The sequence below is a fragment of the Duganella hordei genome (assembly GCF_040369125.1).
Taxonomy (GTDB): Bacteria; Pseudomonadota; Gammaproteobacteria; order Burkholderiales; family Burkholderiaceae_D; genus Rugamonas; species Rugamonas hordei.
This window is the reverse complement of sequence record NZ_BPWI01000001.1, coordinates 628,216-642,344: the sequence shown is the minus strand read 5'-3', so window position 1 is coordinate 642,344 and position 14,129 is coordinate 628,216. Positions and strand designations below refer to the sequence as shown.

12 protein-coding genes are annotated in these 14,129 nt (G+C 67.0%); 8 read left to right on the top strand and 4 right to left on the bottom strand.

Annotation, left to right across the window (positions count from 1 at the left end; translation table 11 throughout):
- Positions 1–198 precede the first annotated feature (198 nt).
- From ABWW33_RS02730 to ABWW33_RS02715, 4 genes are all read left to right on the top strand, one after another.
- A complete protein-coding gene (locus ABWW33_RS02730) occupies positions 199–2,118 on the top strand; it encodes a thiamine pyrophosphate-binding protein (RefSeq protein ID WP_353398579.1) in 1,920 nt (639 codons plus the stop codon).
- A 10-nt stretch (positions 2,119–2,128) separates the two neighbouring features.
- Positions 2,129–2,953 (top strand): citrate synthase family protein, encoded by an 825-nt coding sequence (locus ABWW33_RS02725; RefSeq protein WP_353398577.1) that lies wholly within the window; start codon positions 2,129–2,131, stop codon positions 2,951–2,953.
- Positions 2,954–2,961: 8 nt separating this feature from the next.
- Positions 2,962–3,777, top strand: coding sequence for a citrate/2-methylcitrate synthase (locus ABWW33_RS02720; RefSeq protein WP_353398575.1), 816 nt, complete (start codon positions 2,962–2,964; stop codon positions 3,775–3,777).
- 88 nt (positions 3,778–3,865) lie between these two features.
- Positions 3,866–5,977 carry a TonB-dependent receptor plug domain-containing protein gene (locus tag ABWW33_RS02715; protein WP_353398572.1) on the top strand — a complete coding sequence of 704 codons (2,112 nt, stop codon included), beginning with the start codon at positions 3,866–3,868 and terminating at the stop codon, positions 5,975–5,977.
- Positions 5,978–5,988: 11 nt separating this feature from the next.
- On the opposite strand, the gene ABWW33_RS02710 is transcribed toward ABWW33_RS02715, so the two are convergent.
- The 3 genes from ABWW33_RS02710 to ABWW33_RS02700 all read right to left on the bottom strand — a co-directional run bounded on the left by ABWW33_RS02710 (position 5,989) and on the right by ABWW33_RS02700 (position 10,033).
- Positions 5,989–6,855, bottom strand: coding sequence for a type 1 glutamine amidotransferase domain-containing protein (locus ABWW33_RS02710; protein WP_353398569.1), 867 nt, complete (start codon positions 6,853–6,855; stop codon positions 5,989–5,991).
- A 28-nt stretch (positions 6,856–6,883) separates the two neighbouring features.
- Positions 6,884–8,302, bottom strand: coding sequence for a hypothetical protein (locus tag ABWW33_RS02705; RefSeq protein ID WP_353398566.1), 1,419 nt, complete (start codon positions 8,300–8,302; stop codon positions 6,884–6,886).
- Between the two features lie 84 nt (positions 8,303–8,386).
- On the bottom strand, positions 8,387–10,033 hold the full coding sequence (locus ABWW33_RS02700) for a methyl-accepting chemotaxis protein (RefSeq protein WP_353398563.1): 1,647 nt from the start codon (positions 10,031–10,033) through the stop codon (positions 8,387–8,389).
- A gap of 196 nt (positions 10,034–10,229) precedes the next feature.
- Between ABWW33_RS02700 and ABWW33_RS02695 the strand changes: the two genes are divergently transcribed.
- Genes ABWW33_RS02695 through ABWW33_RS02680 form a run of 4 tightly spaced genes read left to right on the top strand, consistent with a single transcriptional unit; the run spans position 10,230 to position 13,187 of the window.
- On the top strand, positions 10,230–11,450 hold the full coding sequence (locus tag ABWW33_RS02695) for a SpoIIE family protein phosphatase (RefSeq protein WP_176650938.1): 1,221 nt from the start codon (positions 10,230–10,232) through the stop codon (positions 11,448–11,450).
- A gap of 17 nt (positions 11,451–11,467) precedes the next feature.
- Entirely contained in the window at positions 11,468–12,025 is a 558-nt protein-coding gene (locus ABWW33_RS02690; RefSeq protein WP_353398560.1) for a SiaB family protein kinase, read from the top strand.
- A 17-nt stretch (positions 12,026–12,042) separates the two neighbouring features.
- Positions 12,043–12,429: a DUF1987 domain-containing protein gene (locus tag ABWW33_RS02685; RefSeq protein ID WP_176650940.1), complete on the top strand. Its 387-nt coding sequence runs from the start codon at positions 12,043–12,045 to the stop codon at positions 12,427–12,429.
- On the top strand, positions 12,429–13,187 hold the full coding sequence (locus ABWW33_RS02680; RefSeq protein ID WP_176650941.1) for a GGDEF domain-containing protein: 759 nt from the start codon (positions 12,429–12,431) through the stop codon (positions 13,185–13,187). Before ABWW33_RS02685 ends, ABWW33_RS02680 begins: the two co-directional genes overlap by 1 nt.
- Here ABWW33_RS02680 and ABWW33_RS02675 read toward each other — a convergent pair.
- Positions 13,171–14,121 (bottom strand): 2-hydroxyacid dehydrogenase, encoded by a 951-nt coding sequence (locus ABWW33_RS02675; RefSeq protein ID WP_176650942.1) that lies wholly within the window; start codon positions 14,119–14,121, stop codon positions 13,171–13,173. The two genes, ABWW33_RS02680 and ABWW33_RS02675, sit on opposite strands and share 17 nt — an antisense overlap.
- Positions 14,122–14,129: the final 8 nt, after the last annotated feature.

Here is a 14,129-nt window from a genome sequence, read left to right as displayed (position 1 = left end):
GCTTCCGGCTTTTTTTCGTCCGTTGTAAAGCCGACAGAATATTTTCATAAATTCTCACCAAATATAACACTTTGCCATATTTTTAAGCTATGATCTCGCACTGCAACAATTATTGTTTAATCACAATGTGTGTTGCCAGCCTGCTAGTTAAAATATCGGCTTAGCCCACAAGCCGCGTTGCCCATTTTAGGAACCGTAATGTTTGATAATGTCGAATTTGACCGACAGGAGCAGTCACGTCCTGTAGTTGCCACCGCCGCCGCCGCTAACGCTAACATCGCCATGGACATGGCCGACCTGCTGGTCGCCTACCTCGAACAGCTGGGGGTGGACTACATCTTCGGCGTGCCAGGCGGCGCCATCGAGCCGCTGTACAACGCCATCGCCCGCAACCAGCGCAACGGCGGCAACCTGAGCCAGATCGTTGCCCGCAACGAAGCCGGCGCCGCCTTCATGGCCGACGGCTACGCGCGCGAAACCGGCAAGCTCGGCGTGTGCATGTCCACCTCCGGCCCCGGCGCCACCAATATGCTGACCGCGGTCGCCACCTCGCACGCCAACGGCATCCCGGTGCTGGTCATCACGGCCCAGCCCAACCTGCCCTCGTTCGGCAAGACCGGCCTGCAGGAATCGTCGTGCACCGGCGTCGACGTGCTGGCCATGTTCAGCCACTGCACCCGCTACAACACCTTGGTGTCGCACCCGGACCAGCTGGAATGGAAGCTGGTCACCGCCCTGCAGCACGCCAGCCACAACACGCCGGGCCCGGTCCACCTGAGCGTGCCGTCGGACGTGTTCCGCGCGCCGAGCAAGCAGCGCACGCCGAGCTACGACCTGGCGGCGCTGCAAAGCCCGGCCGGCCTGATCGACCACGCGGCGATCGACAAGCTGCGCGCGCTGCTGGCCAAGGCGCGCAACGTGGTGATGCTGATCGGCGGCGGTTGCGGCGATTCCATCCATTCCATCCTGCAGTTCGCCGACCTCGAAGGCGCCACCTTCATCGCCACCACCGACGGCAAGGGCCTGGTCAATCCGCGCCATCCGCTGTATCGCGGCACCTTCGGCTTCGGCGGCCACGCCACGGCCGACGCCGCGTTGCGCGATCCATCGGTCGACCTGATCCTGGCGGCCGGCTGCAGCATGGGCGAATGGGACACCGGCGGCTGGAGCGACAGCCTGCTCAACAACCGCCTGGTCCACATCGGCAACACCGAGGAACACCTGGCGCGCACGCCGATGGCAGGCCTGCATGTGCGCGGCGCGCTGGCGGCCGTGTTCAACCGCCTGGTCGACGGCATCGTCGGCGACGAGCAGGCGCTGGCCGCGATGACGCCGGACCACGGCGCCACGCTGGGCAAGGCTTGCTACGCCCGCGCCCGCCGCATCGCCAAGCGCGAGCAAAGCAACGTGCAGTGGAATCCGGTGTCGATCATGGCCGACGAAACGGCCTTCGACAGCGACGCCGTGCCGATCAAGCCGCAGCGCCTGATGAAGGAGCTGGGCAGCCTGTTCCCACACGGCACCCGCTTCCTGGCCGACGCCGGCAGCAGCGCGGCCTGGGCCATCCACTACCTGCAGCCTCGCGACCGCCGCCTGGGCGAACGCCGCACCGGCTGCGGCGACCGTCCGCGCGAACTGGGCAAGCGCCAGAGCACCGGCGGCTGGCTGCGCCTGACGTCGCACTTCGCGCCGATGGGCTGGGCCATCGGCGCGGCCGTCGGCACGGCGGCCGGCAATCCGACCGCGCCAGTGGTCTGCATCACCGGCGACGGCAGCATGCTGATGAGCGGCCAGGAGTTGTCGGTGGCGGTGGCCGAGCAGCAGTGCGTGATCTTCGTCATCCTGAACGACGCCGCGCTGGGCATGGTCAAGCACGGCCAGCGCCTAGGCGGCGGCGAGCAGATCGCCTTCGCGCTGCCGCAGACCGACTTCGCCGGGCTGGCGCGCGCGCTGGGCGGCCGCGGCCACACCATCCGCTCGGCGGCCGACCTGCAGGCGCTCGACATCAAGGCCATCTGCAACTACCCGGGCCCGACGCTGCTGGACGTGCAGATCGATCCGGACGCCATTCCGCCGATGGGCAGCCGCCTCAAGGTGCTGCTCAACGGCGGCGAATAAGGAGGCCGGCATGTCCACGCACGCAGCCCCCGCGCCCTCGCCCAAGGACTTGATCCACACCGGCATCTGGCAGGAAACGCCGGAAGCCGACAATCCCTACGCCGCCCGCACCGCGCGCTGCCGCGGCTACGACGTGCACGGCGAGATGGTCGGCCGGGCGCGCTGGGTGGACATGCTGTGGCTGCTGATGCGGCCCGAGCTGCCGGACGGCGCGGCATTGGACGTGCTCGAAGCGCTGGCCGTGGCGCTGGCCAATCCCGGCCCGCGCGACCCGTCGGTGCATGCCGCCATGTGCGCCGGCGTCGGCGGCTCGCCCGCCGCGTCCGCGCTGATCGCCGCGCTGGCCGTCGGCGCCGGCCGCAACGGCGGCGCGCGCGAAGTGCACGACGCCATGACCATGTGGCGCCGCTGCGGCCCCGACTTGGCCGCCTGGCAAGGTTATCTGGCCGCCAGCGCCGACGATCCGGTGGAAATCTTCCCCGAGCGCGCCCACGTGCCGGGTTTCGACCCGCACGGCGCCGGCACGCCGCTGCCGGTGCGCCAGCTGGCGGCCACGCTGGCGGGCTTGGGCGCGGGCCCCGGCACCAGCTGGCTGCATGCCAACCTGGACCAGGCCGCCGAGTCCATCGGCCTGCCGCTGTCCATCAGCGGCGTGACCGCCTGCGTGCTGCACGACCTGGGCTTCAGCCCCGACCAGGGCGAGATGCTGACCCTGCTGCTGCGCCTGCCCGGCGCGGCAGCCCACGCGCTGGAGCAACAGGCCGTCGGCTTCAAGCACTTTCCGTTCTACCGGCTGGAACTCGATCCCGCCGCCACGCCGGGGGGGCCGGCATGAGAGAGACGATGAACGACACGATGAGCGGACCGGAATCGCTGCGCCGGCACACCGGCGTGCTGCGCACCAGCGTGGGCGGCGCCTTCCCCGGCAGCCACGCTGTGTTCCGCGGCCATAACCTGCACCGCGACCTGCAGCAGCTGGAATGGGTGGCGCTGTACGCCTACGGCGTGACCGGCCGCCAGCTGCCGCCGGAACAGGTGGAGATGGTGCAGGCGCTGTGGGTCAGCACCAGCTATCCGGACGCGCGGCTGTGGAACAACCGCGTGGCGGCGCTGGCCGGCAACGCCCGCAGCAGCGCCAACCTCGGCATGATCGCCGGCGCGGCCGTGTCCGAGGCCACCGTCTACGGCGGCAACGCCGCGCTGCGTTCGATGCGCTTCCTGCAAACCACGCTGGCACGGGTGCGGGCCGGCGAAACGCTGGAAGATATCGTCTGGGCGGAGGCGGCGCAGCGCCGTATCTATGGCTACGGCCGCCCCATCAGCTCGATCGACGAGCGCATCCCGGTGGTCATGGCCGTCGCCGAACGGCTGGGCATGCGCCATGGCCCGCACCTGACGCTGGCCTTCGAGATCGAGAAAGTGTTGTTGACACGCTACCCGCAATTGCGCATGAATTTCGCGGCGCCGCATGCGGCGCTGGTGGCCGACATGGGCTTGTCCCTGCGCGAATACCAGCTGCTGCGGGTGCCGGTTTTCCTGGCCGGCATGGCTCCCTGCGTGGCCGAGGCGATGGAAAAGCCCGAGGGCACATTGTTCCCCACGCCATGCGAGGCGGTGGCCTACAACGGCCCGGCCGCCCGGCCCTGGATGCGCAGATAGCAACACGCAAGCAACTTGCGTGGCATTTTTGCCCAATACTGTGTTTCCTGCGGATACAATGGAAAAAAAATAGCCCCTTGGAGAATGGATGTTGAAGTCTTCCTATGCGTCCCATGTATTCCTGGCTGCCGCGCTGGCCTTGCCTTCAGTACAGGCCCTGGCCGGCCAGCCCACCACCGAAGAAGACGAACTGAACCTTGTCTACGGCAACAGCGACAGCGTCAGCATCGCCACCGGCAATTTGCTGGCCTTGCGGCGCGCGCCGGCGGTGGCCTCGGTCATCACGGCGGCCGATATCGCGGCCATGGGCGCCACCGACCTCGACCAGGTGCTGGAAAGCGTGCCTGGCATCCATGTCAACCACGGCCCGAACGGCAACAACCCCTTGTATGTGGTGCGCGGCATCGTCAGTTCCTACACGCCGCAGGTGCTGATGCTGCAAAACGGGGTTCCCATCACCACCGCCTTCATCGGCAACAAGGGCAACATCTGGGGCGGCTATCCGGTCGAGCATATCTCGCGCATCGAAATCATCCGTGGCCCCGGTTCGGCGCTGTACGGTTCGGACGCCTTCTCCGGCGTCATCAACATCATCACCAAGGGTTCGGCCGAGGCGCAGGGCACCGAAGTGGGTGCGCGCGCCGGCTCCTTCCACACCTACGACGGCTGGCTGCAGCACGGCGGCAAGCTGGGCCCGGTCGAGGTCGAGGCCTATGTGCGCATGGGCCAGACCGACGGTTTCTCCAGCGAAATCGGCGCCGACGCCCAGACCCGCAACGATACGCTGTTCAAGACCCACGCCAGCCTGGCGCCCGGCGGCCTCAACAACCAGGTCAAATCCATCGACGGCAACCTCGACCTGGTCTACGGCCAGTGGCGCGCCCGCTTCGGCTACAAGAAGCGCTACGACATGGGCACCGGCGCCGGCATCGCCGTGGCGCTCGATCCGGTCGGCCGCCAGCGCAGCGAACGCGTCACCAGCAACCTGAGCTGGACCGAACCGCTGGTCACGCGCGACTGGGGCATGGGGGCCAGCTTCAGCACCCAACAGTATGCGCAGGAAGTGCCGGTGTTGTACCAGCTGCTGCCGCCCGGCGCCGCCTTCCCGACCGGGACCTTCCCCAACGGCATGATCGGCGCGCCGGAAACCTGGGAGCGCACCTACCGGCTGTCCGGCTATGCGGACTACAGCGGCCTGCACGATCATCATGTGCGCATCGGCGTCGGCCATGACGACATCGACCTGTACCGCACCCGCGAATACCGCAACTTCAACTACGCGGCCAACGGCACGCCGATTCCGCTGCCGGCGGTGATAGAGACCACCTACACCACGCCATTCCTGCGGCCGCAGCGGCGCAGGATCGATTACCTGTATCTACAGGATGAATGGAATCTGGCCCAGGACTGGAACCTGACGGCCGGCGTGCGCCACGACCACTATTCAGACTTCGGCGGCACCACCAATCCGCGCCTGGCGCTGGTGTGGGACGCCAGCTTCGACCTGACCGCCAAGCTGCTGTATGGCCGCGCCTTCCGCGCGCCATCGTTCTCGGAAAGCTACGGCATCACCAATCCGGTCGCGCTGGGCAATCCCAACCTGAAGCCGGAACGCAACGCGACCACCGAGCTGGCCTTCGCCTGGCAGGCGCGCACCGACGCCACCGTCAACCTGACCTTCTATCACTACGATATGAAGAACATCATCCGCGTGGTGCCGAACGCCACGCCGGGCACCGGCGGCACCTACGCCAACACCGGCAATCAGAGCGGCCACGGCCTTGAACTGGAATCGAACTGGACGGTCACGCGCGACCTGCGCCTGTCGGGCAACTACGCCTGGCAGCGCTCGACTGACCAGACCACCCACGCCGATGCGGGCTACGCGCCGCACCACCATCTGTACGGCCGCGCCGATTGGGTGTTCGCCAGCGGCTACCAGGCAGGCTCGCAGCTGAACTGGGTGGCGGGACGCCGGCGCGCCTTCGGCGACCTGCGCACGCCGATCGCCGACTACACCACGCTGGACCTGACGCTGGCCACCCGCAACGGCCGCAACCAATGGAATTTCTCGGCCGCGCTGCGCAACGTTTTCAACGCCGACGTGCGCGAGCCGAGTCCGGCGCCAGGCCTGCAACTGCCGTACGACCTGCCGATGGCGCCGCGCTCGCTCTCGATCCAGGCCTCGTACAAGATGTAAGCGCGGCGGCGCTACTCCGCCAGCAGCTGCGCAAACTGGCGGGCGAACGCATGCACGTCGCCCGGCCAGCGCGCCGACAGGTAGTTGCCGTCGCGGACCACCCAGGACGCGCGGTCGTCGCCAGGGGTGTCGCGCGCCATGCCGGAGGTCTTCAGCAAATAATGCGGCGTGCCCGGCGGGACGTCGACGAAGTCATCGGCGGACGCCAGCGCGCGCCGCACCTCCTGCTCAACACTCCAGTAGCCTGCGGGCTCGCCCTTGTCCTCGCCGTAAGTGCGGTAATAGCCGGGGTCCCAGAAGCGGGCCAGGAAGCGCGTGACATTCCACGCGCTGCGCTCCAGTTTCCACGTCAGCGCGGTGGTCTTGCGGCCGTACAGCACCGAGCGCCGGGTCAGCGGCGACACCGAGCGCGCCGCCAGCAGCACGCCGTGGCAAACCGCCGCCACCGGCTTGCCGCTGTCGAAAAATCCGGCGACCAGCGCCTGCAAAGTCAGGTCTTCCAGATAGGGCCGCATGCCCCTGGCATGGCCGCCCGGCAGCAGCAGCGCGTCGTAGTCGGCCACGCCGACGTCCCGGAACCGCTTCGGCCGCAGGAATGCCGCATCCTGTTCCAGCGCAGCATAGGCCTGGCGGCCGTCGCGGTTGGCCCGCAGCATCAGGCCGATCAGGCGCAGCTTGCGCAGGCCGGGCAGCCAGCCCCACGGATCCAGGCCCACGCCGCTGATCATCCTCGGATCGGCATGGCCGCGCGTGCCGTCGACGGTGGCGAACTCGATCCGGTGGCCGGCATCGCGCAAAATGCGCCAGCTGAGCGCGACCTCGGTCGGATCAAAGTCATGCAGTGGAATCGGAATCAAAATGCGGGAGGATTTATTCATAGCCCCCATTCTAGCAACGACACAACCGTCACAGCGTGCGCAGGAAGGCCACCAGGTCGGACTTCTCCTGCGTATTCAGGTGCGTTTCCAGCACCAGGTTGAAGAATTCCACCGTGTCCTCCAGGGTCAACAGCCTGCCGTCGTGCAGATAGGGCGGCGATTCCTTGATGCCGCGTAGCTGGAGGGTCTTGATCGGGCCGTCGCCGACCGCCTTGATGCCGTTGATGGTCTGCGGCTTGAAGAAGCGCTCGATCCTCAGATTGTGCATCAGGTTATCCGAAAAATACGGCGGCGCATGGCAGCTGACGCATTGCCCCTTGCCGTTGAACACGGCCTGCCCGCGCAGCTCGGCCGCCGTGGCCAGCCTGGGATCGAGCTTGCCGGTCACCGTCAGCTTGGGCGCCGGCGGGAAATCCAGCAGCTCCTGGAATTCCGCCATGAAGTGCACCTGGCTGCCGCGCTCCAGCGGATTGACGCCCTTCTTGGTGGCGATCACCGGATCGCCGTCGAAATACGCCGCGCGCTGCTCGAACTCGGTGAAATCCTCCACCGTCTTCAGCGCCCGCTGCGAGCCGAACAGCCGCTGCACGTTCACGCCGCGCAGGCTGGGCGTATCGATGCGGTGGCGCAATTCCTGCGGCCGGGCATCGCCGGCCAGGTGCGTGGCGCCGTTGCTGTGGCCGTTCGCGTGGCAATCGAAACAGGTCACGCCCCGGCTGGGCCGCTCGGTGCGCCGGTCCTCGGTCTGGTTGAACTGCTGCTGCGGGAACGGCGTCAGCAGCAGGCGCAGGCCTTCCAGCTGCTTGGGATTGAGCACGCCGTTGAACATCTGGTGGAAGTTGTCGATGGTCAGCAGCTTGCCTTGCGAGACGTCGCCCATTTCCGGATGCGTGGTCAGGAAGATCGGCGCCGGGAACTCGGGCAGGAAATGGTCCGGCAGGTCGAAATCAAGGTCGAAGCGCTTCAAGGTGCGCGCCTCCTGGCGCTGGATCTCGTCGATCTCGAACTGCGGAAACAGCATGCCGCCTTCGGTCTGGTTGGGATGCGGCAGCGGCAGGAAGCCGGCCGGGAACAGGTTGCGCTCGCGGATCTCGTTCGGACTCAGCGCGGCCAGCTGCTCCCAGCTCAAGCCCCTGGGCAGGCGCACCCGCACGCCCTCCTGCACCGGTTTGCCGCGAAACATGGTCACGCCCGGCGCCGGCCGGTTGGCCAGGTCGTAGCGGGCCGCCAGCAGGTCGAGCTGGCGCTGCATGATGGCCGCGCGCGCCGCCCGCATGCGCGCCATCGTCACGGCGAAGTCCTCGCTGATGTCGACCTTGGCGTAGCTGGTCGGATGGCCCGGCGGCAGCGGCTGCGCCACCTGGGCCTGCACCGGCGGCAACGACGCGATCGCGATGGCGGCCGCAATCACGATCGCCCCGCAGAGGAACGATTTCGGCGTTTTCATAACGGCCTCCTTTGGTTGAACGCATCGTTCATTAGATCAAAGGAGGTCGGCGCCGCCCTTGCGGCGGCGCAAGGCGCGACGGGGTCAGGCTGCGCGCGGCAGCGACTGGAGTTGCAGCGCCGGCCGCGCGGGGCGTTGCCGGCCGGCGGGCAAGCGGCTGACGCTGGCGCGGCTGTCCCACTCGTCGGCGTCGATCTTGAACGAACCGACCAGCTCGGCCAGCTCCCTGGCCTGCTCCTGCATGGCGTCGGCCGCGGCGGCGGCCTCCTCCACCAGCGCGGCGTTTTGCTGGGTGACGTCGTCCATGTCGCCGATGGCCGCGTTGACCAGCTCGATGCCGTGCTCCTGCTCGGCGCTGGCCGTGCTGATCGCCGACATGATGGTGGTCACCTTTTCCACGCTGGACACGATCTCGTCCATCGTCGCGCCGGCCGCCTGCGCCAGTTCGCTGCCGCTGGCGATGCGCTCGGCCGAATCGTTGATCAGCTTCTTGATTTCCTTGGCCGCGCCGGCCGAGCGCTGGGCCAGGTTGCGCACCTCGGAGGCCACCACCGCGAAACCGCGCCCCTGCTCGCCGGCCCGGGCCGCTTCGACCGCCGCGTTCAGCGCCAGGATATTGGTCTGAAAGGCGATGCCGTCGATGACCGCGATGATGTCGACGATCTTGTGCGCGTAGTCATTGATGCTGTCCATGGTCGCCACCACCTCCGACACCACCTTGCCGCCCTTGCCCGCCACCGCCGAGGCCGACAGCGCCAGCTGGTTGGCCTGGCGCGCGTTGCCGCTGTTCTGCCGCACCGCCGACGTCAGTTCCACCATCGCCGATGCGGTTTCCTCCAGCGCGCCGGCCTGGTGCTCGGTGCGGCGCGACAAGTCCATATTGCCGTTGGCGATCTCGCGCGACGCCGAATCGATGGCCACCGCGCCGTCGCGCACCCGGCCCACGGTGTCGGCCAGGCGGCTGGTCATATGGCTGAGCGCATCGAACAGCTGGCCGATCTCGTCGCTGCGGCCGTGCTGGATCGCCACGTGCAATTCGCCCGCCGCCACCTGCTCGGCCAAGGTCACCGCCTGCGTCAACGGCCGCACGATGCTGCGCGTCAGCAGCAGCGCCAGCACCGCGCCCAGCCCCAGGGTCGCCAGGCCGAGGCCGATCAGCAGCGCGCGGCTGCGCTGGAACTGGCTGGCCGACTGCTGCGCCAGCGCCTTCGCTTCCTGGCTCTGGTAGGACAGCAGCTTGCCCAGCGCGCCGGTATAGCCCTGGAACACGGCCGGCATCTTGTTGTCCAGCAGCTCGCCCACTTCCTGCACGCGGCCGCTGTCCTTCATCTTGAACAGTTCGGCGCGCAGGCCCAGGTAGGCCGACTTCTTGCCGGTCACCGCGCGCAGCAATGCGGCCTCGTCGGCGTCGGCCGGCATCGCCAGCAGCCTGGTTTCCATCGCCGCGGCGGCTTTCTCGCCGGCGGCCAGCTGCGCCTGGAAGATGTCGGCCACCTCCAGGCTGTCGCTGCGGGCGATTGAAATCGCCCGCAAGCCGTTCAGCTCGGTCATGCCCAGCAGGTCGGAGGTCAGCTGCTGCCTGGCCAGCTTGTCGTTGACCAGGTTGGACGCCGTGTCGTTGGCCGACTGCAGGCTCCACAGCGACACGCCGGACATGCAGGCCATCACCAACAGCAGGATGGCAAACGACGCCACCACGCGGGCGCCGGTATTCAGATTGGGGGTTTTCATGGCATTCATATAAGAGAGGTGCACACAACACAAGATGAGGCTCAATATACTCACCAATTGTTACGGGGCCATTACCGTATGGAAACTAAATGTGCACAGACTGATAACATTCTTTTCTTTTGGTTAAGCTGTAATCAGGCGGTAATAATTTCCCGGTAGCATTGCCCGCATTGTTGTCATCCAAAGGTTACAGGTCATGGAGTTCAATGCCTCGCGTTTGCACCTGCCCCGATTCCGCCTCTCCATCGCCGCCGACCTGTGCGTGGAAACGGTGTCGGTGCCGTCCGACACCAGCAATTTCATGGTGCTGGAATTGTTCACCGAGCGCCGTGATCTGATGAGCCTGCCGGTGATCGATGGCGAGCGGCCGATCGGCCTGATCAGCCGCAACATCTTCATGTCGCAGATGTCCAAGCCCTTCTATCACGAGCTGTACGGCAAGAAGAGCTGCATCGCCTTCATGGACAAGGAGCCGTTGATCGTCGACGCCGCCATGAGCATCGAGCAGCTGACCTTCCGCGCCGTCGAATCGGGCGAGAAGGCGCTGGCCGACGGCTTCATCGTCACGCGCGAAGGCAGCCTGGCCGGCGTCGGCTTCGGCCTGCAGCTGATGAACGTGGTGGCCAATATGCAGGCCGAGAAGAACCGCCAGATCATGCACAGCATCGACTACGCCAGCGTGATCCAGCGCTCGCTGCTGCGCCCCTCCGACCTGGCGCTGAACGAGGCGCTGGACGACGCCCACCTGGAATGGCAGCCGCGCGACGTCGTCGGCGGCGATTTCTATCACTTCGCCCGCTATCCGGACGGCTGGTTCGCAGCCATCGCCGACTGCACCGGCCACGGCGTGCCGGGCGCCTTCATGACCCTGATTTCATCGTCGACGCTGGCGCAGGCCTTGCAACAGCTGGGGCCGCGCGATCCGGCCGCGCTGATCGGCGAAGTCAATCGCGGCGTCAAGAGCATGCTGGGCCAGATCGAAAGCGGCGCCGCCGAATCCAACGACGGCATGGACGCCGCCTTCCTATGGTTCGACAACGCCAGCCGCCGGCTGCATTTCGCCGGCGCCAAGCTGGCGCTGTACCAGCTCGATCCCGACCAGCAGGCGGTGCAGACGGTGGACGGCGAGCGCATGGGCGTCGGCTACGTCGACACGCCGCTGGATCACAGCTGGACCAACAAGACCATCGCCATCGCCGAAGGCAGCCTGCTATTCCTGACCACGGACGGCCTGATCGACCAGATCGGCGGCAGCAAGGAGATCGCCTACGGCAAGCGCCGCATGCGCGACGTGCTGCTGGCCCAGCGCACCCAGTGCGCGCGCCACGTCAGCCAGGCCATGCTGGACGACTACCAGGCCTGGCAGGGCGAGCAGCCGCGCCGCGACGACCTGACCTTTTTCTGTTTCCGCCCTTAGTCCATCAGGAGCACGATTTGCTGTACGAAGAATTCAACGATTTCTGGGACGTGGCCCGCAAGCGCCACATCATCTTTTTCTACGTGGGCTATTTTTCGCAGCACGTGGTGGCGGCCATTTCCGAAACCATCAAGGCGCGCCTGGACACGGCCGGCGCGGCCGGGCCGACGCGCCGGCGCATCTTCTCTTCCTTCGTCGAAATGTCGCAGAACATCATGCACTACTCGTCGGACACCTTGACGCCGCACGAGCAAAGCGACAACCAGATGCGTCGCGGCTCGTTCTGCATCGGCATGAAGGACGACAGCTTCTTCCTGCTGTGCGCCAATCCGGTCGCCAGCGCCAACGTGGGGCTGATCCGCGACCGCCTCGAACCGCTGCACACGATGACCATGGACGAGATCAAGTCCGCCTATAAAAAAGCGCTGCGCGACGAAACGCCGGCCGACAGCAAGGGCGCCGGCCTGGGCTTCCTGACCATGGCGCGCGACGCCAGCGAACCGCTGGAGTTCGAGTTCGTCCAGGAAGCGCACAACCCCGGCACCACGGTGTTCTGCATCAAAGCGATAATCTAGAAAGTACTGGAACAGTTATGGAACCACTATTCATCGGCGCCTCGCCAACCTCGCCGGAAATCGACTTCCGCTTCGACCAGCACACGCTGTCGATCAAGGGCGAATCCTATCCGGAAAACGCCGCCGCCTTCTATGGCCCGCTGATCGCCCGCGTGCAGGCCTTCCTCGACGGCTGCAAGGACAGCAGCATCACCGTCAACGTCTCGCTGGCCTACTTCAACAGCTCCAGCACCAAGATGCTGTTCGCCTTCTTCGATGCGTTGAACAAGGCCGCCATCGCCGGCAACCACGTGCGGCTGAACTGGTACCACGACGAGGACGACGACACCATCCTCGAATTCGGCCAGGAACTGCGGGACGATTTCGACGCCCTCGATTTCCACGATCATGCTGTGAGCAACTGATGATGACCATCCCGGGCCGCGAAGAAGCCGACCTGTTCGCGCTGGAAAGCGCGGCCCTGGCCAACGCCAGGGCGGCCCACGCCGATCCGCAAGCCGACGCGCGCGCGGCGCTGTCCGAGATGATCGTCCACTACGAGCGCCTGATGCGCGAGAGCCGCCGCCTGATACGCCGCAGCGACCGCGCCGAACTGGATATGAACCAGATGAACCGCCAGCTGCACGAACTGGCGCAGCAGCTGGAATACCGCGCCACCCACGATCCGCTGACCGGGGCGCTGAACCGCGCCGCCGTCATCGAGCAGGCCACCGGCTGCCTGCAGCGCGGCGACATGGCGCTGATCGTGCTCGACATCGACCATTTCAAGTGGGTCAACGACGACTTCGGCCACCCGGCCGGCGACGCCGTGATCCAGACGGTGGTCTCCTGCCTGCAGGCGCTGCTCGGCCCCGAGGTGGCGATAGGCCGCGTCGGCGGCGAGGAATTCTCGGTGGTATGGCCGACCAGCTCCGCCGACGAGGCGAAGGCCGTGGCGGCATCGGTCTGCGACGCCATCGCCGACCAGGTGTTCGCGCCCCCGATCAACCGCCAGATCACCGCCAGCGTCGGCGTCAGCTGGAACCCAGCCGGCACCAGCTTCGAACTGGCCTACGGCCGCGCCGACGAAGCGCTGTACGCCGCCAAGCGCGCCGGCCGCAATTGCGTGAAACTGCACTGCCAGCTGCCGCCGGCGTGCGCCCCGGCTAAGGAACCGGCGTAAGCGGCGGCTGGCCGCTGAAATAGGCGCGCAGGTTGTCCACCACCAGTTGTCCCATCGCGTGGCGCGTCTCCACGGTCAGGCTGCCGACGTGCGGCGCCAGCACCGTGTTGTCCAGTTCACGCAGCGCCGCCGGCACATGCGGCTCGTTGTCGAACACGTCCAGCGCCGCCATGCCCAGCGTGCCCTCCTCCAGCGCCGTGATCAGCGCCGCCTGGTCGACCAGGGAGCCACGCGCGATGTTCACCAGCGTTCCCTCCGGTCCCAGCGCCGCCAGCACTTCGGCGTTCACCGCATGCCGGGTGGCCGCGCCGCCCGGTGCGCACACCACCAGGTAGTCGCTGGCCTGCGCCAGCTCCAGCAACGAAGCGCAACGCTCCACCGCCGCGCCTTCGATCGCGCGCGGCTGGAAATACATGGTCCGCATGCCGAACGCGGATGCCCGCGCCGCCACCGCCTGCCCGATGCGGCCGAAGCCGAACACGCCGCATACCTTGCCGCGCAGTGCCCGCGTCGGCGCCAGCGGCATGCCGCGTTCCCACGCGCCGCTGCGCACATGGCGGTCCAGCGCCGGCAGCCGCCGCGCCGCCGCCAGCAGCAGCGTCAGTGCCAGATCCGCCACATCCTCGGTCAGCACACCGGGAGTATTGGTAACAAAAATACCACGCGCGCGGGTCACGTCCAGCGCCACCGCGTCGACGCCGATGCCGTTGACGGCGACGATTTCCAGCCGCGGCAACTGCTCCAGCAGCGCCGGGCCGATGCCGATCACGCCGGTGGTCAGCACCCCGCGCACCCCGGGCGCCACGCCGGCAAGCCAGTCCGGCTGGGCCTCGCAGGGCTGGCGCCACAGATGATGGCAGTGAAAATGCCGCTCCAGTTGGGCCATGACGTCGGCCGACGGGCTGGCCGCCAGCACCAGCAATTCTGGTTTCATATTGATAT

Coding starts and splice junctions, on each gene's coding strand:
- ABWW33_RS02675 (WP_176650942.1), bottom strand. CDS start 14,121: ATGAAACCAGAATTGCTGGTGCTGGCGGCCAGCCCGTCGGCCGACGTC.
- ABWW33_RS02715 (WP_353398572.1), top strand. CDS start 3,866: ATGTTGAAGTCTTCCTATGCGTCCCATGTATTCCTGGCTGCCGCGCTG.
- ABWW33_RS02725 (WP_353398577.1), top strand. CDS start 2,129: ATGTCCACGCACGCAGCCCCCGCGCCCTCGCCCAAGGACTTGATCCAC.
- ABWW33_RS02695 (WP_176650938.1), top strand. CDS start 10,230: ATGGAGTTCAATGCCTCGCGTTTGCACCTGCCCCGATTCCGCCTCTCC.
- ABWW33_RS02700 (WP_353398563.1), bottom strand. CDS start 10,033: ATGAAAACCCCCAATCTGAATACCGGCGCCCGCGTGGTGGCGTCGTTT.
- ABWW33_RS02680 (WP_176650941.1), top strand. CDS start 12,429: ATGATGACCATCCCGGGCCGCGAAGAAGCCGACCTGTTCGCGCTGGAA.
- ABWW33_RS02730 (WP_353398579.1), top strand. CDS start 199: ATGTTTGATAATGTCGAATTTGACCGACAGGAGCAGTCACGTCCTGTA.
- ABWW33_RS02710 (WP_353398569.1), bottom strand. CDS start 6,855: ATGAATAAATCCTCCCGCATTTTGATTCCGATTCCACTGCATGACTTT.
- ABWW33_RS02685 (WP_176650940.1), top strand. CDS start 12,043: ATGGAACCACTATTCATCGGCGCCTCGCCAACCTCGCCGGAAATCGAC.
- ABWW33_RS02720 (WP_353398575.1), top strand. CDS start 2,962: ATGAACGACACGATGAGCGGACCGGAATCGCTGCGCCGGCACACCGGC.
- ABWW33_RS02705 (WP_353398566.1), bottom strand. CDS start 8,302: ATGAAAACGCCGAAATCGTTCCTCTGCGGGGCGATCGTGATTGCGGCC.